Source organism: Intrasporangium sp. (assembly GCF_035688975.1).
Lineage (GTDB): Bacteria > Actinomycetota > Actinomycetes > Actinomycetales > Dermatophilaceae > CALMNV01.
In genome coordinates, this window is record NZ_DASSMH010000143.1 from 12,763 (window position 1) to 38,532 (window position 25,770).

Below are 25,770 nucleotides of genomic sequence, written 5' to 3' on the forward strand. Positions count from 1 at the left end.
GCTCCCTCCCGGAACCACCACCTGCCGGGGACCGCGCGCGTAGCGTGGTCGCCATGAGCTCCGCGATCTCGGTCGCCGGCCTGCGCAAGCGCTTCGGCGCGACCGTGGCGCTCGACGGGCTCGACCTCGACGTGGCGACCGGGGAGATCCACGGCTTCCTCGGGCCCAACGGCGCGGGCAAGTCGACGACCATCCGCATCCTGCTCGGGCTCGTCCGGGCGGACGCGGGACGGGCGAGCCTGCTCGGCGGTGACCCGTGGCGCGACGTCGAGGCCCTGCACCGGCGGCTCGGCTACGTGCCCGGCGACGTCGTGCTGTGGCCGAACCTCACGGGGGGCGAGGTGATCGACCTGCTCGGCCGCCTCCGGGGCGGCCTCAACGAGCGGCGCCGCGCCGACCTCGTCGAGCGCTTCGAGCTCGACCCGACGAAGAAGGGACGCTCCTACTCCAAGGGCAACCGGCAGAAGGTGGCCCTCGTGGCGGCCCTCGCCTCCGACGTCGAGCTGCTCCTCCTCGACGAGCCGACCGCCGGGCTCGACCCGCTCATGGAGGCGGTCTTCCGGGCCTGCGTCCGCGAGTTCGTCGGGGCGGGAGGGACGGTGCTGCTCTCGAGCCACATCCTCAGCGAGGTCGAGGCCCTGTGCGACCGCCTCAGCATCATCCGCGCCGGCCGCAAGGTCGAGTCGGGCGCCCTGGAGGAGCTGCGGCACCTGGCCCGCACGACGGTGACGGCGACCGTGGAGCAGCCGGCCGGGCTCGACGCCCTGGCCTCCCTGCCCGGCGTGGCAGGCTTCGCCGTCGCCGGCAACGAGGTCACCTGCTCGGTCGAGACTGCCCGCCTCGGCGCCCTGCTCGAGCGGCTCGGCGCACACGGCATACGGACCCTGACGAGCCAGCCACCCAGCCTGGAGGAGATCTTCCTCGAGCAGTACCGCACGACCGAGGCGGCGACCCACCCGTGAGCGGGTTCGCCGGAACCGGCGCCCTCGTCCGCCTCGCCGCCCGGCGGGACCGCGTGTCGGTGCTGGCCAGCATCGTCGCCCTGGCCGTGCTCGTGGCGGGCTCGGCGAGGGCGACGTTCGACCTCTACCCCGATGCGGGCGCGGCCCTTGCCGACCTCTCCGACGTGCTCACGAACCCGGCCCTGCTGGCGATCTACGGCCCGCTGTCCGACCCGCGCAGCCTCGACGCGCTCGCCACCTTCAAGACGGTCCTGCTCGGGGCCGTGCTCCTCTGCATCCTCGCGTATGCCGTCGTGCGCCGGCACACGCGCACCGAGGAGGAGGAGGGCCGGCTCGAGCTGCTCGGGGCGGGCGTCGTCGGCCGGCGTGCCCCGCTGGCCGCCGCCGTCCTCCTCGGCACCGCCGCGGTGCTCCTCACGGCGCTCGTCACCGCGGTCGCCGCGGTCCGCGTCGGGCTCGACCCCCGCGGCTCGGTCGCCCTCGGCGTCTCCTGGGTCCTCGTCGGCCTGACATGGGTCGGCGTCGCGGCCGTGGCGGCGCAGCTGACGTCGACGAGCCGAGGGGCGGCGGGCTTCGCGCTGGGGGCGCTGGGCCTCGCCTACCTCGTGCGGGCGGTCGGCGACACGGCGCCCGAGGGCAGCGCCCTGGGGTTGCTGGTCTGGCTGTCGCCGCTGGGCTGGGGCGAGCAGGTCGCCCCGTACGGCGCGAACCGGCTCTGGCTGGCCGCGCTCGGAGTCGCCCTGTATGCCGCCCTCGTCCTGCTCGCCTTCAGGCTCCTCGAGCGCCGCGACCTCGGCAGCGGCATCCTCGGCAGCCGCGCGGGCCCCGCCCGCGGCGACCTCGGCACGAGTGCCGACCTGGCCCGCCGCCTGGCCCGCGGCACCGTCATCGGATGGGTGGTGGGCTTCGCCATCGCGGGAGTCGTGGTGGGCAGCCTGGCGGCGAGCGTCGAGTCCTTCGCCCAGTCGCCGCAGATGGTCGACCTGCTGCGCAGGATGGGTGGCATCGGGGGCGCGCTCGTGGACACGTACTTCGCGACCGAGCTGGGCTTCACCGCCGTCGTGGCGGCGGCCCTCGGGGTGACGCTCGCGGTGCGGCTGCGGTCGGAGGAGGTCGGGTCCCGGGCGGAGGTCGTGCTCGCGTCGGGCGCCACCCGGGTGCGGTGGGCGGCGGGCCACGTGCTCGTCGCCGCGGCGGGGACCGTGCTCGTCATGGCGGTGCTCGGCGTCGCGATGGGCGTCGTCCGGGGCGTCCAGGTGGGTGACGTCCCCCGGACTGTCGGCACCCTGCTCGCCGCGGCCCTGCTGCAGCTGCCCGCGATCTGGGTGTGCATCGGCGTCGTGACGGCCCTCTTCGGCCTGGCGCCCCGGTGGACCGCGCTGGCCTGGGCGGTGCTGCTGCTCTTCTTCGCGCTCGGGGAGCTCGGCTCGCTGCTCGGGATCCCCGAGGCCGTCCGCAACGCCTCGCCGTTCGTCCACGTGCCCCGCCTCGGGCAGCCGGTCGAGGCGCTGCCGCTCGTCGTGCTGGCCCTCGTCGCCGGCCTGCTCGTCGCCGTCGGTCTGCTCGCCTTCCGGCGCCGCGACCTCGCCTGACCCGCGCGGGCGGCCCCCCACCGTGCATGCGGACGACCATTGGTCCCGTGGCCGTGGTGCGCTGAGCATGCCCGACTCGTCGTGGCGGCACCAATGGTCGTCGGGGTGCACACGAGCCGGCTGCCGGACCGCGTTGAGCCGCCGGATAGCGTGGCCGCCCATGGACGAGGACTTCTGGGCCGTCATCCCCGCCGGCGGCGCGGGGACCCGCCTGTGGCCCCTGTCGCGGCGCAGCTCACCCAAGTTCCTGCACGACCTCACCGGGTCGGGACAGTCGCTGCTGCGGGCCACCTGGGAGCGGCTCGAGCCCCTCGTCGGCCACCGCTTCCTCGTCGTCACCGGGGCCGGCCACGCCGACGCCGTGCGGAGGCAGCTGCCCATGCTGCCCGACGACGCGGTCGTCGCCGAGCCCGCTCCGCGGGACTCCATGCCCGCCATCGGACTGGCGGCGGCGTTGCTCGAGCGCCGCGACCCCGATGCGGTGCTCGGCTCCTTCGCGGCGGACCACGTGGTCACCGACCCCGACGCCTTCCGGGCCGCGGTGGGTGAGGCGCTGGTGCTCGCCCGCCGGGGGGAGCTCGTCACGATCGGCATCACCCCGACCAGGCCGGCCACCGGGTTCGGCTACATCCGCCAGGGGGCCTCGCTCGGCGTGCCGGGGGCGCCGAGCGGGTGCCGGGTCGAGGCCTTCGTCGAGAAGCCGGATGCCGCGACCGCCGCCGGCTACGTGGCCGACGGGCGGTACAAGTGGAATGCCGGCATGTTCGTCGTGCGGGCCGCCACCCTGCTCGAGCTGCTCGCCGAGGGCCACCCCGAGATGGCGCGCGTCCTGCGGGCGATCGCTGCGGCACCGGAGCGCCTCGGTGAGCTGTGGCCGACGCTGGACAGGGTCGCCATCGACCATGCCGTGGCCGAGCCGGCGGCGGCGGCGGGCCGGGTCGCGGTCGTGCCGGCCGACTTCGGCTGGGACGACGTCGGTGACTTCGGCTCGCTGGCCCCGCTCCTGGCGGCCACCGCCGAGGTGGGTGGGGTCCGCGTCGTCACCGGCGCCGAGCACGTCCTCGCGCACGATGCGACCGGCCTGGTGTCCGCCGGCTCGGGACGCCTCGTCGCGGTCCTCGGCCTCGCCGACGTCGTCGTCGTGGACACCCCCGACGCCCTCCTCGTCACGACCTGCTCGCGGGCCCAGGACGTCAAGAAGGTCGTCGACGCGCTCGTCGAGCAGGGCCGCAGCGACCTGCTTTGACGCGGGGCGCGGCGACCTGCTCTGACGCGGGGCGCGCTCGCCGCCGCTCGGCGGCATACGGCCGGGTGGAACGCCCGCCGACCGGCAAGGGCCCGGCGGCCCGCCCGGGTCGTGCGATCTGTCACACCCGCCCCGCGCAGGGGGTGTAGCAGCCGGGTCACTCTGCTGGCGGGGATAGGTTGTCCTCCGTGGCCACCAACACTCTTCCCCCGCTGGGACAGGTCTCGGCTCGCCGCACCACGGTGTTCCTGAAGATCCTCATGGCACTGTCCGGCGCGTTGTTCGTGTTCTACGTCCTCATGCACATGTACGGGAACCTCAAGATCCTGGGGGGGACGCAGGGCTTCGACGAGTACGCCCTGCACCTGCGCACCCTGCTCACGCCGATCCTGCCCTTCGGCGGGTTCCTCTGGCTCTTCCGGGCGCTGCTCGTCGTCGCCCTCGCGGCGCACGCGTGGGCGGCCTTCACGCTGTGGGCCCGCGCCAACGGCGCGAGGACGACACGCTACGTCGCCAAGGCGGCGGCACGGGCGACGGTGAAGTCCCGGATGATGCGGTGGGGCGGCGTGGCGATCCTGCTCTTCCTCGTCTGGCACCTCATCCAGTTCACCATCGTCAAGGTCAACGTCAACGGCTCCGTGCCCGCGGCGCGGATCGGCGAGAGCGCCGGGGCCCTCGTCGTCGCCAGCTTCCAGGTGTGGTGGATGGTGCTCATCTACCTGCTCGCCCTCGTCGCGCTCGGGATGCACCTCTACCACGGCGTCTACAGCGCCGCCCAGACGCTCGGCTGGACCAACACGGGCAGCGCCCGGGCCACGGCGAAGACGACAGGGCTCGCCGTCGCCCTCGTCACGGCGGTCGGCTTCGCCGTGCCGCCCCTGGCCATCCTGTTCGGAATCGTGAAGGGAAGCTGACGATGACGGATCTCACGACGGCGACCGACCCCGAGGTGCGCTCGGACCTGGTCCAGGGGCTCTACACCGTGGGGGCCCCGGTCAGGGACACCAAGGCGCCCACCGGCCCCATCGAGAGCCGGTGGTCCAAGCGCAAGTTCGAGGCCGCGCTCGTCAACCCGGCCAACCGGCGCAAGCTGTCCGTCATCATCGTCGGCACCGGCCTGGCCGGTGGGGCCGCCGCCGCGACGCTCGGCGAGGCGGGCTACAACGTCAAGTCCTTCTGCTACCAGGACTCCCCACGTCGGGCCCACTCCATCGCCGCCCAGGGCGGGATCAACGCGGCCAAGAACTACAAGGAGGACGGCGACTCGGTCTTCCGCCTCTTCTACGACACGGTCAAGGGCGGCGACTACCGCTCCCGCGAGTCGAACGTCTACCGCCTCGCCGAGGTGAGCGCCAACATCATCGACCAGTGCGTGGCGCAGGGCGTGCCCTTCGCCCGGGAGTACGGCGGCCTGCTCGACAACCGCTCCTTCGGCGGGGTGCAGGTCTCGCGCACCTTCTACGCCCGCGGCCAGACGGGCCAGCAGCTGCTCATCGGCGCCTACCAGGCCATGGAGCGCCAGGTGGCGGCCGGCACCGTGCAGGAGTTCACCCGCCACGAGATGCTCGAGCTCATCGTCGTCGACGGCCGGGCCCGCGGGATCATCGCCCGCGACCTCGTCACGGGGGCGATCGAGACGCACCTTGCCGACGCGGTGGTCCTCGCGAGCGGCGGCTACGGCAACGTCTTCTACCTCTCGACCAACGCCATGGGCTCCAACACGACGGCCACCTGGCGGGCCCACCGCAAGGGCGCCTTCTTCGGCAACCCCTGCTACACGCAGATCCACCCCACGTGCATCCCGGTCTCCGGCGAGTACCAGAGCAAGCTCACCCTCATGTCCGAGTCGCTGCGCAACGACGGGCGGATCTGGGTGCCCAAGAACCCGGCCGACCGGGAGAAGGACCCGCGCCAGATCCCGGAGCAGGAGCGCGACTACTACCTCGAGCGCATCTACCCCAGCTTCGGCAACCTCGTCCCCCGCGACATCGCCAGCCGGGCCGCGAAGTACCAGTGCGACGCCGGCAAGGGCGTCGGCCCGGGCGGCCTCGGCGTCTACCTCGACTTCGCGGACGCCATCTCCCGGCTGGGCCTGGCGGCGGTCAAGGAGAAATACGGCAACCTCTTCGACATGTACCAGCGGATCACCGGGGAGAACCCCTACGAGGTGCCGATGCGCATCTACCCCGCGGTGCACTACACGATGGGCGGCCTCTGGGTCGACTACGACCTGCAGTCGAGCATCCCCGGCCTCTTCGTCACCGGCGAGGCGAACTTCTCCGACCACGGCGCCAACCGGCTGGGCGCCAGCGCCCTCATGCAGGGCCTGTCGGACGGCTACTTCGTGCTGCCCAACACGATCCGGGACTACCTCGCAAGCGGGCCGTACCCCCGCGTGGCCGAGGACGCGCCGGAGGTGCTCGAGGCGCGACGCTCCGTCGAGGAGCGGGTCGCCCACTTCCTCGGCGTCCAGGGCACCCGCAGCGTCGACAGCTTCCACAAGGAGCTCGGCCAGATCATGTGGGAGTACTGCGGCATGGAGCGCACCGAGGAGGGGCTGCGCAAGGCCATCGAGATGATCCGCGAGCTGCGCAAGGACTTCTGGTCCAACGTCAAGGTGCTCGGGGCGGCGCAGACCCTGAACCAGTCGCTGGAGAAGGCCGGTCGCGTGGCCGACTTCCTCGAGCTCGGTGAGCTCATGTGCATCGACGCGCTGCACCGGCGCGAGTCGTGCGGCGGGCACTTCCGGGCCGAGAGCCAGACCGAGGACGGCGAGGCGCTGCGGCACGACGACGAGTTCGCCTACGTCGCGGCCTGGGAGTTCGGCGGCGACGACGGCGCGCCGGTGCTGCACAAGGAAGACCTCGTCTATGAGTTCGTCGAGCTGAAGCAACGGAGCTACAAGTGAGCACCCCACCAAGTCCTACGTTCGTTCCTCACTCCGGCACTGTGCGGGGGCCCCGATGAACCTCACCCTCAAGATCTGGCGTCAGCCGAGCGCGACGGCCAAGGGCGCGATGGCGACGTATGCCGTGCAGGACATCTCGCCCGACATGTCCTTCCTCGAGATGCTCGACGTGCTCAACGAGCAGCTCAACGCCAGGGGCGAGGAGCCCATCGCCTTCGACTCCGACTGCCGGGAGGGCATCTGCGGGTCCTGCGGCCTGATGATCTCCGGCCAGGCGCACGGCCCCGAGGTCACGACGACGTGCCAGCTGCACATGCGCTCCTTCGCCGACGGCGACGAGATCACCGTCGAGCCGTGGCGTGCGGACGCGTTCCCGGTGATCAAGGACCTCGTCGTCGACCGGTCGGCCTTCGACCGGATCATCCAGGCGGGCGGCTACGTCAGCGTCAACACCGGTTCGGCGCCCGAGGCGCACTCGGTGCCCGTGCCCAAGCCGGACGCGGACCGGGCCTTCATGGCCGCGGCGTGCATCCAGTGCGGCGCGTGCGTCGCGGCGTGCCCCAACGCGTCGGGCATGCTCTTCCTCGGAGCCAAGATCACGCACCTCGGCGAGCTGCCGCAGGGCCAGCCGGAGCGCAGCGCCCGCGTCGTGAAGATGGTCAGCCAGCACGACCACGAGGGCTTCGGTGGCTGCACCAACGTCGGCGCGTGCTCGCTCGCCTGCCCCAAGGAGATCCCGCAGGACGTCATCTCCCAGCTCAACCAGGACCTGCGGCACGCGCTGCGCACGAGCTCCTGACCGCGACCTCCTGACCGCGACCTCCTGACCCGCCTCGGCCGCGGTGTGGCGGGCAGGCCGTGCGTGAAAGGTGCCCCGGTAGGCGAAAAGTGCCGACGTGGCTGACACTCCACCACCCGGGGCAGGTTTCGCTGTCAGCGGCAGTCTTCGACGACACCAGCTGTGCCCGGTGCTCGCCCGGTCACGGCTCCAGGGGCAGGGCCGGCAGGATGCGGCCGCGGCACTCGCCGAAGCCGATCCGCGAGCCCCGCGGCCCCGGGGCAGTGGCGGTGAGGACGACCTCGTCTCCGTCCTCGAGGAAGGTGCGCCACTCCCCGGCCACCTGCACGGGCTGCGCGCCGTCCCAGGTCAGCTCGATCAGGGAGCCGCGCTCTCGCGTGCCGGGCCCGGAGACCGTCCCTGAGGCGAAGAGGTCGCCGGGTCTCGTCGAGGCGCCCGCCACCGTGAGGTGCGCGAGCATCTGGGCGGGTGACCAGTACGTCTCCCGGTAGGGCGGGCGGCTCACCTCCTCGCCGTTCCACACCACGCGCAGCTCCACGTCGAGGCCCCAGGGCTCGTCCATGGCCAGGTAGGGCAGCTGCTCGTCCTGCGGTGGGGTCGGCACGCGGGCCTCGGCGAGGGCGGCCATGGGCACGACCCATGCCGAGACGGACGTGGCGAAGCTCTTGCCGAGGTGCGGGCCGAGCGGGACGTACTCCCACGCCTGGATGTCCCGCGCCGACCAGTCGTTGAGCAGGACGACCCCGAACACGTGGTCGTCGAAGTCCCCGGTGCGCACCCGGGAGCCGAGTGGCGAGCCGGTGCCGACGACGAAGCCGAGCTCGGCCTCGAGATCGAGCCGCGTCGACGGCCCGAACACCGGCCCGTCGTCCCCCCGGCGCTGCCCGCAGGGCCGGCGGACGTCGGTGCCGCTCACCACGACGGTGCCGGACCGCCCGTGGTAGCCGACGGGCAGGTGCTTCCAGTTGGGGGGAAGTGGCTCCTGCCCCGGGCGCAGGATCCGGCCGAGGATTGTCGCGTGGTGCTCGGAGCAGTAGAAGTCGACGTAGTCGCCCACCGCGAACGGCAGGTGCAGCCGCACCGCGTCGAGGGGCAGCACGGCATACGCGGGCGGATCGCCGTCGACGACGGCGCGGACCCGGCGGCGCGTCTCGGCCCAGGCCGCCCGTCCCCGCGCGAGGAGGCCGCCCAGCGACGGCTGCGCGAAGCGGTCGTCGCCGAGCGCCGCCGCGAGGTCGAGGACCGAGTCACCGACCCGCACGCCGACCCGCGGCTCGCGGCCGGGCGCCGAGAAGACGCCGTAGGGCAGGTTGTCCCGGCCGTAGGGCGAGCCCGCCGGGACGGGGACCGGCGTCACGGCTGCGTCGGCCCCAGCTGCCGGCCCGCCCACGACCACGCGTAGTCGGGGTCCTCGCAGGCCGTGGCGCCCTCGCCGAGCTCGAGCGGTCGGAAGGTGTCGACCATGACCGCCAGCTCGTCGAAGAACGTGGCGCCCAGCGAGCGCTCGACCGCTCCGGGCTGCGGTCCGTGGGTGTGCCCGCCGGGGTGGACCGACACGGAGCCGCGACCGATGCCCGAGCCCTTGCGGGCCTCGTAGTCCCCGGCGACGTAGAACATGATCTCGTCGGAGTCGACATTGGCGTGGTAGTAGGGCACCGGGATCGCCAGCGGGTGGTAGTCGACCTTGCGCGGCACGAAGTTGCAGACCACGAACCCGTGCCCCTCGAAGACCTGATGGCTCGGCGGGGGCTGGTGGATCCGGCCGGTGATCGGCTCGTAGTCGTGGATCGACAGCTTCCACGGGTAGAGGCAGCCGTCCCAGCCGACGACGTCGAACGGGTGGTGCGGCATCGTCAGCCGCGTGCCGACGACGCCCCCCGCGCCCGTGTGCTTGACGTAGACCTCGACGTCCTCCCCCTCCAGCTGGAAGGTCTCGCTGGGCCCGTGCAGGTCCCGCTCGCAGTAGGGTGCGTGCTCGAGCAGCTGCCCCCACCGCGAGAGGTAGCGGTGCGGCGGGGTGAGGTGGCTCGCGGACTCGATGACGTAGGCCCGGACCGGCTCGGCCCCGCGCGGCAGGAACCGGTGCGTCGTCGCCCGGGGGATGTTGACGTAGTCGCCGGCCACCGCCTCGATGACCCCGAAGACCGTCTCGACGCGGACCTCGCCGGACTCGACGTAGACGAGCTCGTCCCCGATGCCCGAGCGGTAGAGCGGCGACTCCTTCGATCCCACGACGTACTGGATGCGCACGTCCGGGTTGGCGAGGAGCAGGCGCCGGCCGGTCACGAGGTCGGTGCCCGGCCAGCTCTCCGGCGCGAAGAGCTCGTGCAGGCGCAGGTGGCGCGGCCGCAGCGGGTGGTTGGGGACGGTGCGGTGGTCACCCGGCTGCCACGGCTCGCTCGCCACGATCGCCGACGGGACGTGCCTGTGGTAGAGCAAGGAGGAGTCGGAGGAGAACCCCTCCTCCCCCATGAGCTCCTCGGCGTAGAGCGTGCCGTCCGGCGCGCGGTGCTGGACGTGGCGCTTGGGAGGGACGGTGCCGACGCTGCGGTAGTAGGCCATGTGCGCACCTCCGAGGGATGCGGGCGACGTCGCCCGACAGGCGATCACCGCCCGTCTCCCGAACTATCGCACGACCCGCCGTCACCCGTGGCGTGCTGGGTTCCGGGTGCGCCGTATGCCGCCCACGGCGGCGGCGAGTGCCGCGCCGAGCAGCGCCCCGGTCGCGAGCGCGAGCCGGTCCGCCCGCCGCACCTCACCGGTGTGCGGGGCCGCGCCCGGCGGGGCCGCCCCGGCCGGGTCCGCCCCGGAGTGCGCCGGAGCCGGCACCGTCGCCGGAGCCGGCGCCCCGGCCTCCCCCACCCCGGCAACGCGGTCGACGTCGTTGGCCGCCCACGCGGCGCAGAAGAGGACGACGCGGGCCATGAGGTTGAGCCAGAAGAGCAGCCCGACGGCGACCGCGACGGCGCCGAGAAGCGGGTTGCTCGTGGCGCGCGCGATGAGCTGGCCGCCGAAGAACTTCAGCAGGGTCAGGGCCGCCGCGCCGAGGACGGCGCCGTTTCGCACGTCGACCCAGGGCAGCGGCACGCCGGAGAGCACCCGCAGCAGCACGACCATGAGCAGGGTGTCGACGAGGAAGCCGACGAGCAGCCCGACCGCGCTGACGAGCAGGCCGCCCCCGGGCAGCCCGACCAGGCCGGCGAGCCAGCCGGCCAGCCCGCCGACGGAGCTGGTGAGAACGGCGGACAGGGCCACGCCGAGACCCAGGCTGGCGAGGACGCCGAGGTCGCGCAACTTGGTCACGACCGGGTTGCCCAGGCCGCTCTCGAGCCCGAAGACGGCGCGGATACCCGTGCGCAGGGCCCCGATCCACCCGGACCCGGCGTAGAGCAGCGTGACGACGGACACGATGCCGGTGATGGTCAGCGTCGACGTGGCCGGAGCCGACAGACCGAGCAGGCCGTCGGGGTGCCGGGCCGTGCGGACCATGCCGGGCAGCGAGTCGTCGACCGCGTTGCCGATGGCCTCCAGCAGGTCCGGCCGTCCGCCGAGCACCGCACCGAAGACCGTGAAGCCGAGGGCGAGCGCGGGGAAGATCGAGAAGAAGGCGAAGTAGCCGACGCCGCCGGCGAGCAGGTCCCCGTTGGCGCGGCCGTACCGCCGCCAGGCCCGCAGGACGTGGGTGCCCTGGAGCCGCTCCCAGAGGGCGCGCAGCGCCGACACGTCAGCCGCCCCCGAGGGCGAACTCCTCGGCGGGTCGCCAGACGTCGTCGGCGCCGAGCTCGTAGAGGTGGAAGGAGTCGACGGTGAAGTCGGCCGAGTAGCCGGACAGCTCGTCGAACGCGCGGTCAAGGGCCTGCGCCGACGCGTCGTGGGCCACGGTGACGTGCGGGTGGTAGTAGAAGGCCAGCTCCCGCAGGACGGGACCCGACCGCAGGGCGATCTCGAGCCGCTCGCACGCCGACACCCCCTTGGCGACCTGGATGAAGACCACGTCGGAGACTGGGCGGAACGTGCCGGTGCCGCGCAGCACCACCTCGAAGGGCGAGTGCGTGGCGGCCACCTTGGCGCAGTGCTCGCGCATCGCGGCATACGTCTCGGCGTCGACGGCGGTCGGCGGCAGCAGCGTGATGTGGGCGGGGATGCGCCACGCCGCATGGTCGCCGAAGTCGGCCCGCCGTTGCTGCAGGTACGTCCCGTCGGGCTCCGGGACGGCGATCGAGATGCCGATCGTCGTCGGTGACGGCACCCCGGGGGGCTCGGGCTCGCGATCCCCGATCGCGTCGACGTCCCTCGACATCACGCCCGGCTCGCGCTGGGGAGCAGGCCCACCGTGTCGTACACCCGGCGCACCGTCGCCTCGGCGACCTCCCGGGCCCGCTCAGCACCGTCGGCGAGAATCTTGTCCAGCTGCGCCGGGTCGCCCATGAGCTCCAGCGTGCGCTCGCGGAAGGGCGTGAGGGCCGTGACGACGACGTCGGCCACCTCCTGCTTGAGGTCGCCATAGCCCCGGCCCGCGAAGACCTCCTCGAGCTCGGGCACCGGGGTGCCGGACAACGCCGAATGGATCACGAGCAGGTTCGACACGCCGGGCTTGGCGTCAGGGTCGTAGCGGACCTCGCGCCCGGTGTCGGTGACCGCGGAGCGGATCTTCTTCGCCACCCGCGCAGGCTCCTCGAGGACGGAGATGAGCCCCGCGTCGCTCGAGAGCGACTTGCTCATCTTGGCGGTCGGCTCCTGCAGGTCCTGGATCTTGGCCGTCCCGCCCACGATGTGCGGCTCAGGCACGACGAGGGTCTCGCCGAAGCGCTGGTTGAAGCGGGCGGCGAGGTCGCGCGAGAGCTCGAGGTGCTGGCGCTGGTCCTCCCCCACGGGCACCACGGCAGGGTCGTAGATGAGGATGTCGGCCGCCATGAGGATCGGGTAGGTGAACAGCCCGACGCTGGCCGCCATGCCCTTGGCCACCTTGTCCTTGAACTGCGTCATCCGGTTCGCCTCGCCGAACCCGGTAAGGGTGGCGAGCACCCAGGACAGCTCGGAGTGCTGGTGCACGTGGCTCTGGACGAAGAGGACGGATCGCTCCGGGTCGACGCCCGCGGCGAGGAACTGCGCGGCCGTCACGCGCGTCCGGTCGCGCAGCACCTCGGGGTCGGGCCCCGCCGTGAGCGCATGGAGGTCGGCCACGAAGTAGAAGGCGTCGTGGGACTCCTGGAGGCGCACCCACTGCACGAGCGCCCCGAGGTAGTTGCCGAGGTGGAGCGAGTCGCTTGTCGGCTGCATGCCGGACAGGCTGCGGGGCGTGGGCGTCGAGGGCATGGGATGCATTCTGGCTCATGTCGGCCCCGACCCGTGACGGGGTCGGGGCCGACGTGCGGCGGCTGGACTCGGGCGGCTACCGCGGGCCCCCCCAACGCGCTTCCCCCCAGTTATCTGCGGGGCCAGGTATCGCCATAACGACGTCCCGCCTCCCAGTTGTCTGCGGGGCCAGGTATCGCCATAACGACGTCCCGCCTCGCAGACAACTGGGGGGTCAGCTGGGGGTCACTGCCAGGCGATGGAGCGCAGCTGGGTCCCGGCGGCGTAGTAGATGCGGCTGCCCGACACGGCCAGGCGGGGCGTGCTCACGCCGCTCGGCACGGCCGCGGTGACCCGCAGGGTGCTGGGGTCCACGGCGTAGACCTTGTCCATGGCCGCCAGGTAGATCAGGCCGCCGGCGAAGACGATGTCCGCGTTGCGGTACACCGCCCCGGTGGTCGGGGGTGCCGGGTAGACCATGACCTTGCGCAGCACCTGCCCGTTGCGGGGGTCGAGCTCGAAGAGCAGCGGGCCGCTCGCCGCCCACAGGGTGCCGGTGGGGCCCATCGCCACCGCGCCGAAGGCCTCGACCCCGGCCTGCGGGGCGACCTCCCACAGCTTGCGGTTCGTCGACGCGTCGTAGGCGAAGAGCTTGGCCGAGGGCTGCGTCGGGTTGATGCCGAGGCCACCCCAGCGGGACGTCCCGCCGTAGACCACGTTGCCGGAGGCCGCGAGGCTCACGACGCTCTGGTCCGTGACCGGCTCGGAGACGATCCGCGGCGTCGCCGTCTCGTTGTCGATGATGCCGAGCGCACCGCCCAGGACGCCGTACTTCGGGATCGTGCCGAAGAACGTCCGCGTACCGGCCGACGCCCAGGCGAGGGGGCGGTCCTGCTTGTAGGTGGGGCCGAGGACGCTGATGAGCTTGGGGTTGGTGCCGTCGACCCAGGGCTGGGTGGTGTCGTAGCGGAACACCTTGCCGTCGGTGTAGGTGCCGATGTACTGGAACCGGCCGTTGGCCGTGGTGCCCTCGACCTCGCCGAGGCTGTTGCTCGTGGCGGTGGCCGAGGTCGACGGGTACTGGTTGCGGGTGCCGGTGGCCGGGTCGACCACGGTCAGGCTGGAGCCACCGAAGCCACCTGCGTAGAGCGCGCCGTTCGGGCCCGAGTCCAGGGACTTGATGCGCATCTTGGTGGGCAGGAAGGACAGGCCGAAGGACAGCTCCTTGAACGTCGTGAGGCCCTTGGCGGCCACCGACCCGGCAGGGTCGTAGGCGAGGAGCCAGTCGTCCGTCACGCCGCCCAGGGTCGCGTGCACCACGAGCCGGTCACGGCCGGCCGCCATGGTCGTGGCAGCCACCGAGGTCTTGACGCCCGTGTCCGCGTCGACGGCCCACAGCTGCTTGTAGCTGAGGTAGTAGAAGTTGCCCTTCGAGTCGAGCGGCGACGGTGTCTGGGCGGCCATGTTGGCGGCGACGTCCCACGACCCGGTGCGCGTGTCGTAGAGGCGTCGCTCGCTCGCGACGGCCGTCCCACCCGAGGTGGTGCCGCTCGGCGTGCGCACCTCGAGGTAGCGGCCGAGCAGCTCGAGCTCGGACACGTTGCCCGCGGTGACGCTCGTCGGGAAGGGGATCTGGGTCTTGCTGGCCGGGTTGGCGAGCGCGACCCGCATCAGCGTGGGGTTCGTCGAGCCGAGGCCGACGTAGGCGTAGGTGCCGTCCACGGCGAGGCTGCGGGCGTAGTCGTGGCTGGCGCTCACCGTGCCGAGGCTGGTCACCTTGCCCGCGGCCGGGTCGTAGTTCCACAGCTCGGACTTGGGGTAGGACACGCCCCAGATGCGGCCGTCCGGGCCGGTCTCGAGGTCCCAGACGGTGGTGGCCGACGCGGTGACCTTGCCGAGGTCGGTCAGTGCGCTCGCGCCCGGGACGTAGCGGTAGAGGTGCCCGCCGCCGCCACCGAGGTAGATGCTGCCGTCCCTGCCGACGGTCATGCCCCAGCCGACCTCCATGCCCTCGGCGGGGAGCCGCACCTCGACCTTGCCGGTCTCGAGGTCAGCGAGCTGGAACTCGCTGGGGAAGCCCGAGATGACGGTGAAGACCTTGGCCCGGCCGCCGATGACGGTGGTGCCGGAGGTGTTGGAGTTGTTGAAGGCGTCGAGCGGCTCGCCGTTGCCCGTCGAGGCGTAGGAGAGCACCGGGGCGCCGGACGTGGGGGTGATGCCGGCGACGTCCCAGGCACCCGACCCCGTGCCGGCGATCGTCGTGCCGACCTGGACGGCGGCGAAGGCGCCGTTGCTGGGCGCCGTGGCCTGGAAGCTCGCGAGGCTCCACGTGTTGAGGGGCTTGGCGACCGGGACGCTGCGCGTGCTGATGAGGCTCTTGTCGCGGTCGTACCAGCGCACGGTCAGGGCGAGCGAGCCGGCCGTGGGTCGCACCCAGGCCCGCACGTCGTGCGTGACGTTGGGGAAGACGGGGGTGAGGGCGCTCGTGACGTTGGTGGCGCCGGCGGTCGTGGCGTCGGAAACCTGCAGCGACTTCGTCCCGAGCCGAGCCTGCGCGGTGGTCACGGCGAGGCTGGCGCCACCGCTCACCGCCGTCGTCCAGCCGGGCACCGGGGCCGTGCTCGTGGGGGCGGTCTCGAAGCTCGAGTTGCCGACGGCGGGCGCGATGGCGTAGACGCCGTCCCACCACGCCTGCGACAGCGACGCGGAGGCCGAGGACACCTCGATGGAGGCCGTCGTCGCGGTGGCGGGCGCCGCCGCGTGCGTCTCGACGCGGGACCACACCATGGTGGCGCCGGTCGTCGGCGTCGTGGAACGGCCCACCACCGCGCCGCTGGCGTCGTAGAAGACCAGGGACAGGCTCTGGAAGCCCTTGGTGCTGTAGGCGTAGCCCTGCGCGTGGTACGTGGTACCCGGGGTGACGTAGAACCGGGCTCGCGACACGGAGACCGGTGCCGTCGTCGAGGTGTCCTCGACGAGCAGCGACCGGGTGCCGGAGATGGCCCGGCTCGTGGAGACGACCCCGCGGTTCGGGTCGGGGGCGGTCACGTTCCAGCCCTGCGGGGTCAGACCGACGGTCTCGAAGTCCCCGACCGTGTCTCCGGACGTGATCTGCTCGAGCGCAGCGCTCGGAGAGGCAGCGCTCACGAGGAGGCCGGCGGCCGTGGCCAACGCCGCGCCTGCGGCAGTCAGCTTGGTTGACCGCGGAAGGAATCGGACATTGAGTGCATACCGGGAGGACATGTCCCAAATCCTACCGGACAAAACGGGACATGTCACAATTTGGCATCGGCGCAGCGTATTCGCTGGCGCCAAAGCGCCCCCCGGGGGTATGGGCTCGCGTCTCTCCACCAGGTTCGCGGGCGCCGTCTCGCCCCGGGCGGCGCGTTCGGCGCCCACGCCCCCGGCGCACCTACACTTGGCCGGTGGACAGCACCTCCCAGCAGCCCGACGAGACCCAGCTCATCCCCCTGGGCGACGAGACCGGCGACCACACACCTTCGGGGCCGAGGCACCACCCTGCACACGCCGAGAGGCGGCGCAACCGCAAGGTGCTCCTCGCCGCGGTGCTCCTCGTCCTCGTGCCCGTGCTCGCGATCGGCGGTTACCTCGCGTGGCTCAACCACATCGTCACGAGCAACATCCGCGAGGACCTGCTGAAGCCGAGCACGAACACCCAGCCCACCGACAAGGCCGGCCGCGTCGTGCCGCAGCCGGATGCCAACGGCACCAACTACCTCCTCATCGGCAACGACTCCGCCCCCGGGCGCGAGGGCTCCCGCTCCGATGTCATGGTCCTCGTGCACGTCCCGCAGGACCGCAGCACCGTGCAGCTCATCCACTTCCCCCGCGACCTCTGGGTGCCGATCCCCGGCCACGGCCAGGCCAAGCTCAACGCGGCGTACGCCTACGGCGGCTCCCCCCTGCTCGTGTCGACGATGCAGAACATGCTGGGGGTCACGGTGGACCACGTCGCCATGGTCGGTTTCGAGGGCTTCAAGCGGATGACCGATGCCGTGGGGGGCGTCGACGTCAACGTGGAGGAGGCGAGCACGAGCGCCGGCTACCGCTTCGACAAGGGCGTCATGCACATGGACGGCGACATGGCGCTCGCCTTCGTCCGGGAGCGCAAGCAGCTGAGCGAGGGCGACATCTCCCGGGGCAGGCGGCAGCAGGCCTTCATCAAGGCGCTCATGCTGAAGAGCCTGAGCAAGGACACCCTGACCGACCCGATCCGCCTCAAGGACTTCATCGACGCGGCCACGGGCAACCTCACCGTCGACCAGGACCTCGACGTGGGCACCATCCGGTCCGAGGCGGTTGCCATGCGCAACCTGCGCGGCAGCGACATCACCTTCGTCACCGCCCCGTTCACCGGGTTCGGCACCAGCCCCGACGGGCAGTCCATCGACGTCGTCGACGACGCGAAGATGACCGCCCTCGGCGAGGCGCTGCGCACCGACTCGATGGCGTCCTACCGCTGAGCGCGGCGTCCCGGCCCGCGACGCGGCCGGGCGCGATTGCCCACAAATCCGGTAGCGTGTGGCGAATCGACTGGGCCCTGGCAGGGCCGTACCGAGAGTTGGAGCAGTGACCGGGGAAGCAGCCACCGACGTCGAGCGCGGGCCGGGCAGGCTGGCCCGTCGCTGGCCGACCGCCCTGCTCATGCTCCTCGACCTGACCATCCTCGTCGTCACGCTCGTCCTGCTCGCGAGCGCCCGGTACGACCTCACGGTCTCGGCCGTCAACCGCAGCGGCATCGCCCTGTCGCTCCTGCTCGCGTCCGGCGTCTACCTCGTCACCTACGGCCTGCTCGTCGTCCGTCGCTACCGGTGGGGCTCACCCGACGAGATCGTGGGCCTCGTCGTCGTCGGCTTCTTCCTCACCGCCTGCCTGAGCGCCGCCTCGGCGCTCACCGCGCCGAGCGTCGTCCCGCTCTCGGTGGCCATCACGACCCCGCCCACCTCCATCGGCGGCTGGCTGCTGCTGCGGTATGCCGCAGTGCGCTTCCACCGCTCGCGCCAGCGCCGGAAGCGACACGTGGGCCGCGCGACGGTGGTCGTCGGCGCCGGGCAGGGCGGCCAGCAGGCCGTGGCGATGATGCTGCAGGACGCCGCGGGAGCGCTCAACCCGGTCGCCCTCGTCGACGACGACCCGGGCAAGCGACGGCTCAGCATCTCCGGGGTCCGCGTCGCAGGCACGCTCGACACGCTGCCCGACGTGCTGGCGGAGACAGGAGCCGAGGTCCTCCTCCTCGCCATCCCGTCGGCGCCGCCCACCACCGTGCAGCGGGTCGTCGACGCGGCCGAGGACGCCGGCGCCGAGCTGCTCGTGCTGCCCTCCTTCGACGAGATGCTGGCGGGCACGAGCGCCCCCGACGGCCGGGGCGGTGGTCCCACCGGGGCCGCCATCGAGCTGCCGCGGCAGGCGTTCCGGCCGGTCCTGCTCGAGGACCTGCTCGGCCGGGGCTCGGTCGACATCGACACGGCCGGCATCGCGGCATACCTCGAGGGCCGCGTCGTGCTCGTCACGGGCGCCGGCGGCTCCATCGGCTCCCAGCTGTGCCGTGAGATCGCCCACTACCGCCCGGCGCGCCTCGTCATGACCGACCGGGACGACAGCCTCCTGCACTCCGTCCAGCTGTCCGTCGACGGCAGGGGCATGCTCGACTCCGAGGACCTCGTGCTCGGCGACCTGCGCACTCCGGGCTTCGCCGCCGACCTCGTGCGCCGGGTGCGGCCCGACGTCGTGTTCCACGCGGCCGCCATCAAGCACCTCACCCTCGCCGAGCGCTTCCCCGCGGAGGCGTTCCTCACCAACGTCGTCGGCACGGCCGACCTGCTCGCCGCGTGTGCCCGGGCCGAGGTCGAGCGCTTCGTCAACATCAGCACCGACAAGGCCGCCGACCCTCAGAGCGTGCTCGGCTACACCAAGCGCATCACCGAGCGGCTCACCGCCAGCTTCGGCGCCATGGTCGGACCCGAGTCGAGCTACATCTCGGTGCGGTTCGGCAACGTGCTCGGCTCGCGCGGCTCGGCCCTGACCACCTTCGCCGCCCAGCTCGCGGCCGGACGCGCCCTGACCATCACCTCGCCGCACATGACGCGGTACTTCATGACGATCCACGAGGCGTGCCAGCTCGTCCTCCAGGCCGCCGTCGACGGGCGCACCGGCGAGGGCCTCGTCCTCGACATGGGACACCCGCACAACATCGAGGACCTAGCCCGGCGGTTCGCGGCACTGCAGGGCTTCCCTCCACCCGAGATCGTCTACACCGGGACCCGGCCCGGGGAGAAGATCGCGGAGACCACGCTGGCGAGCGACGAGCCGGACGAGCGACCGTTCCACCCGCTCATCAGCCGCGTCCAGGTGCCGACGCTCGACCGGAAACTCCTGCTCGTCGTCGACGAGCTGCGCCGAGACGCGTTGCTGCCCGGCACGGGCGCACGACTCGAGAGCTGGCTGCGCACGACGGCGACGGCTCCGAGTCCCGGGGCCGGCCCCGCGTCCATCGTGGAAGGCCCGGCCACCCGCCCGGACCACCCGGTGGTGGAAGCACCGGCCGCCCGCGCCACCAGCCGGCTGTCGTGACGTCGGCGGCCGTCATCACCGGGCTGGCCGGGGCCCTCGTGAGCGCCGTGATCGTGGCGGTGCTCATCCCCCAGCTGCGTCGGCGCGGCGTCCTCGACCTTCCCGCCGGACGGTCGCTGCACTCGACTGCCGTGCCCCGCGGAGGCGGGATCGGCATCGTCGCGGCGGTCCTCATAGCCCCCTCCCTCGGACTCGCCCTGTCGCCGGACCGGTCGGGCCTCGCCCGCCTCCTGCTCGCGTGGGCGCCCATCGTGTCCTTCGGCGCCGTGGGTCTGGCCGACGACTTCTTCTCCCTGCGGCCCCAGCCGCGCCTGGTGGCGCAGGCGGCGCTCGCCGTCGCCGGCGCCAGTGTCGCCGTCGCTGCCGCCGGCCGCAGCCCCATGCTCGTGCTCCTCCTGGTGCTCGCGCAACTCGCGCTGGTCAACCTCACCAACTTCATGGACGGGGCCAACGGGCTCGTCTCCGGTCACGCCGCGGTGGCCTCGGCCTGGTACGTCGTCGTCGCGGCCAGGACGGGGGAGGGGATCGCGCTCCTCCTCGCCGCCGCGCTGCTCGGCGCCGCCTTGGGCTTCCTGCCCTTCAACGTGCCGCGCGCCCGGGTCTTCCTCGGTGACGTGGGCTCGTATGTGTTCGGGGCGAGCTGGGCGGCCGTCGGCGTGCTCCTGCTCTTCCACGGCGCGCGGGCGGAGGCCGTGCTAGCGCCGCTCCTGCTCATCGGCACGGACGCCGGCGTCACGGTGGCACGCCGCATCCACGCGGGTGACCGGATCTTCGAGCCGCACCGGCTGCACGTCTACCAGCGGCTCGTCCACGCCGGCTGGTCGCACACCGCGGTGGCGGCGGTGTTCGCGGGCACGACCGCCCTGCTCTGCCTCCTCGCCCTGCCCGCCCTCGTCGGGGCCGCACGGCCCTGGCGGGTGGCGATGCTCGCGGTCATGCTCGCTGTGGCGACGGCATACGTCTCGCTCCCACGCCTCGTCGGGACCAAGGCGCGCTGGGCGCAGGTGCGCAGCGAGGTCGGGGCGTGAGGATTCTGCTGCTCACGCACTACTACGAGCCGGAGGTCGGGGCGCCGCAGCAGCGCTGGGGCGCCCTCGTCGACCACTTCGTCGCGGCCGGGCACTCGGTGAGCGTGGTGGCCCCGGCCCCTCACTACCCCACCGGCGCGCTCCTGCCCGGCGCCGAGGCGATGCGACCCGGCCGGGCCCACGACGGCCTCCACGGCGAGCGGGTGCACCGGGTCGCGTTCTCGCCGTATGCCGCGGGCGTCGGCTCACGCGCGCGCGACCAGGCGGTGGCGGCCGCCGACATGGTGCGGACCGGCTCGCGGGTCTTCCGCAGGCATCCTCCCGACGTCGTCGTGGCCACCGTGCCCTCCATCCCCACTCTCGCGGCCGGCGCCGTCCTGGCGCGGCGCCTGCGCGCCCCCCTCGTGACCGAGATGCGCGACGCGTGGCCGGACCTGCTCGCCGTCGCCGAGGACTGGGACGCGACGGCCGGGCGGCCGGGGCGCTCCCGTCCCGGATCCCGGCTGCGGCCCCCGGTGGTGCGCCTGACGACGGTCGCGACGACACTCCTGCAGCGGCGCTCCGCCGCGGTGGTGGCCACGACCGAGTCGTTCGCCTCCGCCTTGCGGACCCGGGGGGTGCATGACGTCGTGGTGGTGCGCAACGGCGCCCGCCCCCTCCCCGCGGCCACGACGGCCGGGCCGCGCCCCGCCGACGGGACCCTGCGGGTGCTCTACCTCGGCACCGTGGGCCGGGCCCAGGGGCTGGCCACCGCCGTGCGGGCGGCCGGCGTCGCCCGGCGGGCCGGCACCGCCGTGGTCCTGCGCGTCGTCGGGGACGGCGCCGAGCGGGACGCCCTGCGCACGCTCGCCCGTGCCGAGGGCGCGCCGGTCGAGTTCGTCGACCCGGTGCCCCGCGACAGGGTCGCCGAGCACTACGCCTGGGCCGACACGGTGCTCGTCTCCCTGCGCCCGTGGCCGGCCCTGTCGCTCACCGTCCCGTCCAAGCTCTACGAGGCCCTGTCCCTCGGGATCCACGTCAGCGCCTCCCTGTCGGGGGAGGCGGCCGAGCTCGTCACGTCGACGGGAGGGGGCGACGTCGCCGGTGCCGGGGACCCCGCCGCCCTGGCCCTCGTGTGGCAGCGCCTGGCGCAGGACCCGGCACGCTTGCGGGTGGGCCCGGGCGGCACGGCCTGGGTCGCCGAGCACGCCTGCGACGAGCGGCTGGGGGCCCGCTACCTCGCGCTGCTCGAGCGGGTCGTGGCCGGCCGTGGCTGAGCCGGGCCAGCCGGCCGCCGTCCGGCGGTTCGCCGGGCGTGCCCTCCGGGTGGCCCGAAACCTGCGGCTGCTCGCCGGCGTCGCCGCGCGGCACGCCCAGGACGACCCCGCGCTCCTCGCCGTCCAGGTCATGCGACGGCTCCCGGGCCGCGCGCGCCACCCGCTGTCCCGCTGCCTCCAGCGGCTCGGGGGCCGCGGGCCGTCCGCGGCGCGGGCCCTCGGGGACTTCCTTGCCGACCGGCCCGCGGATGCCCGCCGCGCGCTCGAGGCCCTCGCCGCGACCGGCTCGAGGGCCACCCGCCTCACGACCGAGGTGGCCGTCCAGCTCGGCCTCGAGGCCCCGGCCGGAGCGCCCCCGCCCGTGCTGGCCCGGTCGCGCTGGAACCGGGGCGACCTCTCGGGCGCCATCGCGGCCCTCGACGCCGGCGCCCGGGCGGACCGCAACCAGCGGGACCGGCTCGCCTCCCTGCGCACGGCGATGACAGTCGGCTACCGCGTGGCCCGCCCCGAGCGGGCGATCGCGCCCAAGCGGGCGACCGCGCCGCGTCCCCCGGCGCCCCGCAGGCCGAGGGCGAGCCTCCGGGTCCTGCACCTGCTCACGAACTCCCTGCCGCGCACGCAGTCGGGCTACTCCCTGCGGTCGCACGCGATCCTGCGGGCGCAGCAGGCCTCGGGTCTGGCCGTCGAGGCGGTGACCACCCTGGGCTACCCGGTGACGGTGGGCCTGCCCCTCGCCCGGGAGGTCGACGTCGTCGAGGGCATCCGCTACCGCCGGCTGCTCCCCGCGCGCCTGGCGAGCACCCCCACGGCGCGGCTGGAGCAGGCCGTGGCGGCCCTGCTTCGCGTCGTCGAGTGCTTCCAGCCCGACGTCCTGCACACGACCACCCACTTCCCCAACGCACTCGTCACGAGCGCGGTCGCGGGGGAGACCGGCCTGCCGTGGGTCTACGAGGTGCGCGGGCAGCTTGAGAAGACGTGGCAGGCCTCCCGCCCGGCGGCCGAGCGGCAGGCCGCCGCGAGGAGCGAGCGCTTCCTGCTCTCCCGCGCCAAGGAGACCGAGATGGCGCTCGCTGCCGATCACGTCGTCGTCCTCTCCGAGGCGCTGCGGGCCGACTTCGAGGCCCGAGGGGTGCCCGCGGACCACATCACCGTCGTGCCCAACGCCGTCGACTCGGCCCTGCTCCGAGACGTGTGCCCACCGGCCGTGGCCCGGCGGGACCTGGCCCTCGACCCGGGGGGCTTCTGGGTCGGCAGCGTGTCCTCCCTCGTCGGCTACGAGGGCCTCGACGTGCTCCTCGATGCGGTCGCCGTGCTGCGCCGTCGCGGCCTCGACGTGCGCTGCGCCATCGTCGGCGACGGCGTCGCGCGTCCCGAGCTGGTGCGCCGCGCCGACCTGCTCGGCCTGGGTGGCGCCGCCGTCCTCCCGGGGCGGGTGCCCCGCACCGAGGCGCCGCGGTGGCACCGCGCGCTCGACGTCTTCGCCGTGCCCCGGCGCGACCTCGAAGTGTGCCGCACCGTCACCCCGCTCAAGCCCATCGAGGCGATGGCGTGTGGCCGCCCGGTCGTGGCGAGCGACCTGCCGGCGCTGGCCGAGATCGTGGCCGCGCCGCGGAGCGGCCTGCTCTTCCCACCGGAGGACCCGGTCGCGCTGGCCGACACGGTGCAGCTGCTGCTCGAGGACCCGGCCCTGCGCGACGAGCTGGGCCGCGGCGGCGTCGACTTCGCCGCGACCCGTACCTGGGACGCCATGGCGGCGCGATACCGCACGATCTACGACGCGCTGACCGCGCGCCGCTGAACGCGGTGCGGCCGTCAGGCGCGCGCCCCGGGACCGAGCCCGTCCCGGGGCGCGCCGACACCGCGCTCGGCGGCATACGGTCCCTCAGGCGGTGGCCATCGCCTGCTGCAGGTTCTCGTCGATGGCGGCGAGGAACTCCTCCGTCGTCAGGTAGCCCTGGTCCGGGCCGATGAGCAGCGCGAGGTCCTTGGTCATCTTGCCCTGCTCCACCGTCTCGACGCAGACGCGCTCGAGGGTCTCCGCGAACCGCGTCACCTCGGGGGTGTCGTCCATCTTGCCGCGGTAGTGCAGGCCGCGCGTCCACGCGAAGATCGAGGCGATGGGGTTCGTCGAGGTCGGCCGGCCCTGCTGGTGCTGGCGGTAGTGGCGCGTCACGGTGCCGTGCGCGGCCTCGGCCTCCACCGTCTTGCCGTCGGGCGTCATGAGGACCGACGTCATGAGGCCGAGCGAGCCGAAGCCCTGAGCCACGGTGTCGGACTGCACGTCGCCGTCGTAGTTCTTGCACGCCCAGACGTAGCCGCCCTCCCACTTCATCGCGGCGGCGACCATGTCGTCGATGAGCCGGTGCTCGTAGGTGAGCCCGGCCGCCTCGAAGCGGTCCTTGAACTCGGCGTCGAAGACCTCCTGGAAGAGGTCCTTGAACTGGCCGTCGTAGGCCTTGAGGATGGTGTTCTTCGTCGACAGGTAGCACGGGACGTTGCGGTCCAGCGCGTAGTTGAAGCTGGCCCGGGCGAAGTCGCGGATCGAGTTGTTGAAGTTGAACATCCCCATGGCGACTCCGCCGTCGTCGCCGTAGGTGGCGACCTCGTGCACCTCCGGGGCGCCGCCGTCCGCGGGCGTGTAGGTGATCGTCACCGTGCCGGCGCCGGGCACCTTGAAGTTCTGCGCCTTGTACTGGTCGCCGTGGGCATGGCGGCCGATGATGATCGGCTTCGTCCAGCCGGGCACGAGGCGGGGGATGTTGCTGATGATGATCGGCTCGCGGAAGATGACGCCGCCGAGGATGTTGCGGATGGTGCCGTTCGGGCTCCTCCACATCTCCTTGAGGCCGAACTCCTCGACGCGGGCCTCGTCGGGGGTGATGGTCGCGCACTTGACGCCGACGCCGTGCTCCTTGATGGCGTTGGCCGCCTCGACGGTGATCTGGTCGTTGGTCTCGTCGCGCTTCTCGATGCCGAGGTCGAAGTACTTGAGGTCGACGTCGAGGTAGGGGTGGATGAGGCGGTCCTTGATGAACTGCCAGATGATGCGCGTCATCTCGTCGCCGTCGAGTTCGACGATCGGGTTCTTGACCTTGATCTTGCTCATGAAGAGACTCCTCTGGCTCTGGGGCGCGTCGGCGGGCGGAGCGGTCCGGGCCAGAATACCTTGACATCAAGATACCTGCATCGGCGAGCGCCGCCCGTGGGTCCACTACGCTGCAAGGCATCCCGACCGACCGCCTGCGCGCCAGCCCGGGCAGCGCTCAAGGAGACCCATGTACATCCCCAAGCTGCGCTCCCGCCTCGGGGCCGAGGCGCTCGGCACCTTCTGGCTCGTGCTCCTCGGCTGCGGCTCCGCTGTCTTCGACAGCCGGTTCCTGACGCGTGAGCTCGCGGACCAGGCCCCGGTGCAGGTCGGCGTCGGGCACCTCGGCGTGGCGGTCACCTTCGGGCTCGCGGTCACGACCCTGGCGTATGCCGTGGGCCACGTCTCGGGGGCGCACTTCAACCCCGCGGTGACCGTCGGGCTCGCCGTCGCCAAGCGCTTCGACTGGCGGCACGTGCCGGCATACGTCGCGGCGCAGCTCGCCGGAGGGCTCCTCGCGGGCGGTGCCCTGGCCGGCCTGCTGTCCTCCAAGGGCCTGGCCACGACCGGGAACCTCGCGGCGAACGGCTTCGGGGCCCACTCGCCGGGCGGCTTCGGTCTCGGCGCCGTCTTCGCCCTCGAGGCGCTCGTCACGGCCTTCTTCGTCTATGTCGTGCTCGGCGCGACCAAGGACGACGCGCCCCAGGGCTTCGCCCCCCTGGCCATCGGGTTCGCCCTGCTCGCGGCCTACGTGCTCGCCATCCCGTTCAGCAACGGCGCGGTCAACCCGGCGCGCTCGAGCGCCGTCGCGTTCTTCAACGGCGACGGCGCACCCGGCCAGCTGTGGGTCTTCTGGGTGGCGCCGGTGGTTGGGGGCGCCATCGCCGGTGCGACGTACGCGTGGATCACGGGCGACGACCGGCGCGACGAGGACGTCGAGGGCTCCACCACCAACCTGGCGAACGCCGCCCGCGACGTCACGGGCCGCCCGGTTGCGAGTTGAGCGGC

At 73.0% G+C, this 25,770-nt stretch carries 19 protein-coding genes; 12 read left to right on the forward strand and 7 right to left on the reverse strand.

Annotated features, from left to right (window positions below; all coding sequences use genetic code 11):
• Nucleotides 1-53 precede the first annotated feature (53 nt).
• The 6 genes from VFJ94_RS14975 to VFJ94_RS15000 all read left to right on the forward strand — a co-directional run bounded on the left by VFJ94_RS14975 (nt 54) and on the right by VFJ94_RS15000 (nt 7,507).
• Nucleotides 54-962: an ABC transporter ATP-binding protein gene (locus tag VFJ94_RS14975; RefSeq protein WP_325005025.1), complete on the forward strand. Its 909-nt coding sequence runs from the start codon at nt 54-56 to the stop codon at nt 960-962.
• Nucleotides 959-2,554, forward strand: coding sequence for a polyketide antibiotic transporter (locus VFJ94_RS14980; RefSeq protein ID WP_325005026.1), 1,596 nt, complete (start codon nt 959-961; stop codon nt 2,552-2,554). Before VFJ94_RS14975 ends, VFJ94_RS14980 begins: the two co-directional genes overlap by 4 nt.
• A 160-nt stretch (nt 2,555-2,714) precedes the next feature.
• On the forward strand, nt 2,715-3,800 hold the full coding sequence (locus VFJ94_RS14985; protein ID WP_325005027.1) for a mannose-1-phosphate guanylyltransferase: 1,086 nt from the start codon (nt 2,715-2,717) through the stop codon (nt 3,798-3,800).
• Between the two features lie 188 nt (nt 3,801-3,988).
• Nucleotides 3,989-4,714 (forward strand): succinate dehydrogenase cytochrome b subunit, encoded by a 726-nt coding sequence (locus VFJ94_RS14990; RefSeq protein WP_325005028.1) that lies wholly within the window; start codon nt 3,989-3,991, stop codon nt 4,712-4,714.
• Between the two features lie 2 nt (nt 4,715-4,716).
• Nucleotides 4,717-6,708 (forward strand): fumarate reductase/succinate dehydrogenase flavoprotein subunit, encoded by a 1,992-nt coding sequence (locus VFJ94_RS14995; protein WP_325005029.1) that lies wholly within the window; start codon nt 4,717-4,719, stop codon nt 6,706-6,708.
• 55 nt (nt 6,709-6,763) lie between these two features.
• On the forward strand, nt 6,764-7,507 hold the full coding sequence (locus VFJ94_RS15000) for a succinate dehydrogenase/fumarate reductase iron-sulfur subunit (RefSeq protein ID WP_325005030.1): 744 nt from the start codon (nt 6,764-6,766) through the stop codon (nt 7,505-7,507).
• A 181-nt stretch (nt 7,508-7,688) separates the two neighbouring features.
• On the opposite strand, the gene fahA is transcribed toward VFJ94_RS15000, so the two are convergent.
• The 6 genes from fahA to VFJ94_RS15030 form a co-directional block, all read right to left on the reverse strand.
• On the reverse strand, nt 7,689-8,864 hold the full coding sequence (gene fahA, locus VFJ94_RS15005) for a fumarylacetoacetase (protein ID WP_325005031.1): 1,176 nt from the start codon (nt 8,862-8,864) through the stop codon (nt 7,689-7,691).
• Nucleotides 8,861-10,069 carry a homogentisate 1,2-dioxygenase gene (locus VFJ94_RS15010; protein WP_325005032.1) on the reverse strand — a complete coding sequence of 403 codons (1,209 nt, stop codon included), beginning with the start codon at nt 10,067-10,069 and terminating at the stop codon, nt 8,861-8,863. The genes fahA and VFJ94_RS15010 overlap by 4 nt, the downstream gene beginning before the upstream one ends.
• 81 nt (nt 10,070-10,150) lie before the next feature.
• On the reverse strand, nt 10,151-11,230 hold the full coding sequence (locus tag VFJ94_RS15015; protein ID WP_325005033.1) for a YihY/virulence factor BrkB family protein: 1,080 nt from the start codon (nt 11,228-11,230) through the stop codon (nt 10,151-10,153).
• Nucleotide 11,231: 1 nt separating this feature from the next.
• The gene (locus tag VFJ94_RS15020) at nt 11,232-11,807 is read right to left on the reverse strand and encodes a 2'-5' RNA ligase family protein (RefSeq protein WP_325005052.1); all 576 of its coding nucleotides are present in this window, start codon (nt 11,805-11,807) and stop codon (nt 11,232-11,234) included.
• The gene (trpS, locus tag VFJ94_RS15025; protein ID WP_325005034.1) at nt 11,807-12,823 is read right to left on the reverse strand and encodes a tryptophan--tRNA ligase; all 1,017 of its coding nucleotides are present in this window, start codon (nt 12,821-12,823) and stop codon (nt 11,807-11,809) included. Before trpS ends, VFJ94_RS15020 begins: the two co-directional genes overlap by 1 nt.
• A 225-nt stretch (nt 12,824-13,048) precedes the next feature.
• Nucleotides 13,049-16,045, reverse strand: a complete 2,997-nt coding sequence (locus VFJ94_RS15030; protein ID WP_325005035.1) for a hypothetical protein — start codon at nt 16,043-16,045, stop codon at nt 13,049-13,051.
• Nucleotides 16,046-16,227: 182 nt separating this feature from the next.
• Between VFJ94_RS15030 and VFJ94_RS15035 the strand changes: the two genes are divergently transcribed.
• From VFJ94_RS15035 to VFJ94_RS15055, 5 genes are all read left to right on the forward strand, one after another.
• Nucleotides 16,228-17,286, forward strand: a complete 1,059-nt coding sequence (locus VFJ94_RS15035; RefSeq protein WP_325005036.1) for an LCP family protein — start codon at nt 16,228-16,230, stop codon at nt 17,284-17,286.
• Nucleotides 17,287-17,392: 106 nt separating this feature from the next.
• The gene (locus VFJ94_RS15040) at nt 17,393-19,393 is read left to right on the forward strand and encodes a polysaccharide biosynthesis protein (protein WP_325005037.1); all 2,001 of its coding nucleotides are present in this window, start codon (nt 17,393-17,395) and stop codon (nt 19,391-19,393) included.
• Nucleotides 19,390-20,421 carry a hypothetical protein gene (locus tag VFJ94_RS15045; protein WP_325005038.1) on the forward strand — a complete coding sequence of 344 codons (1,032 nt, stop codon included), beginning with the start codon at nt 19,390-19,392 and terminating at the stop codon, nt 20,419-20,421. Before VFJ94_RS15040 ends, VFJ94_RS15045 begins: the two co-directional genes overlap by 4 nt.
• The gene (locus tag VFJ94_RS15050) at nt 20,418-21,677 is read left to right on the forward strand and encodes a glycosyltransferase family 4 protein (RefSeq protein ID WP_325005039.1); all 1,260 of its coding nucleotides are present in this window, start codon (nt 20,418-20,420) and stop codon (nt 21,675-21,677) included. The genes VFJ94_RS15045 and VFJ94_RS15050 overlap by 4 nt, the downstream gene beginning before the upstream one ends.
• Nucleotides 21,670-23,475, forward strand: a complete 1,806-nt coding sequence (locus VFJ94_RS15055) for a glycosyltransferase family 4 protein (protein WP_325005040.1) — start codon at nt 21,670-21,672, stop codon at nt 23,473-23,475. Before VFJ94_RS15050 ends, VFJ94_RS15055 begins: the two co-directional genes overlap by 8 nt.
• An 84-nt stretch (nt 23,476-23,559) precedes the next feature.
• On the opposite strand, the gene VFJ94_RS15060 is transcribed toward VFJ94_RS15055, so the two are convergent.
• Complete coding sequence (locus VFJ94_RS15060) at nt 23,560-24,783, reverse strand: NADP-dependent isocitrate dehydrogenase (protein ID WP_325005041.1); 1,224 nt, start codon at nt 24,781-24,783, stop codon at nt 23,560-23,562.
• Nucleotides 24,784-24,952: 169 nt separating this feature from the next.
• Between VFJ94_RS15060 and aqpZ the strand changes: the two genes are divergently transcribed.
• Nucleotides 24,953-25,765, forward strand: coding sequence for an aquaporin Z (gene aqpZ, locus VFJ94_RS15065; RefSeq protein ID WP_325005042.1), 813 nt, complete (start codon nt 24,953-24,955; stop codon nt 25,763-25,765).
• Nucleotides 25,766-25,770 lie beyond the last annotated feature (5 nt).

What these genes read in the sequence shown, in the direction of transcription:
- VFJ94_RS15000 (WP_325005030.1), top strand. Translation starts at nt 6,764, where the DNA reads ATGAACCTCACCCTCAAGATCTGGCGTCAGCCGAGCGCGACGGCCAAG.
- VFJ94_RS15060 (WP_325005041.1), bottom strand. Translation starts at nt 24,783, where the DNA reads ATGAGCAAGATCAAGGTCAAGAACCCGATCGTCGAACTCGACGGCGAC.
- VFJ94_RS14995 (WP_325005029.1), top strand. Translation starts at nt 4,717, where the DNA reads ATGACGGATCTCACGACGGCGACCGACCCCGAGGTGCGCTCGGACCTG.
- VFJ94_RS15010 (WP_325005032.1), bottom strand. Translation starts at nt 10,069, where the DNA reads ATGGCCTACTACCGCAGCGTCGGCACCGTCCCTCCCAAGCGCCACGTC.
- VFJ94_RS15030 (WP_325005035.1), bottom strand. Translation starts at nt 16,045, where the DNA reads ATGTCCTCCCGGTATGCACTCAATGTCCGATTCCTTCCGCGGTCAACC.
- VFJ94_RS14985 (WP_325005027.1), top strand. Translation starts at nt 2,715, where the DNA reads ATGGACGAGGACTTCTGGGCCGTCATCCCCGCCGGCGGCGCGGGGACC.
- VFJ94_RS14975 (WP_325005025.1), top strand. Translation starts at nt 54, where the DNA reads ATGAGCTCCGCGATCTCGGTCGCCGGCCTGCGCAAGCGCTTCGGCGCG.
- aqpZ (WP_325005042.1), top strand. Translation starts at nt 24,953, where the DNA reads ATGTACATCCCCAAGCTGCGCTCCCGCCTCGGGGCCGAGGCGCTCGGC.
- VFJ94_RS15020 (WP_325005052.1), bottom strand. Translation starts at nt 11,807, where the DNA reads ATGTCGAGGGACGTCGACGCGATCGGGGATCGCGAGCCCGAGCCCCCC.
- trpS (WP_325005034.1), bottom strand. Translation starts at nt 12,823, where the DNA reads ATGCCCTCGACGCCCACGCCCCGCAGCCTGTCCGGCATGCAGCCGACA.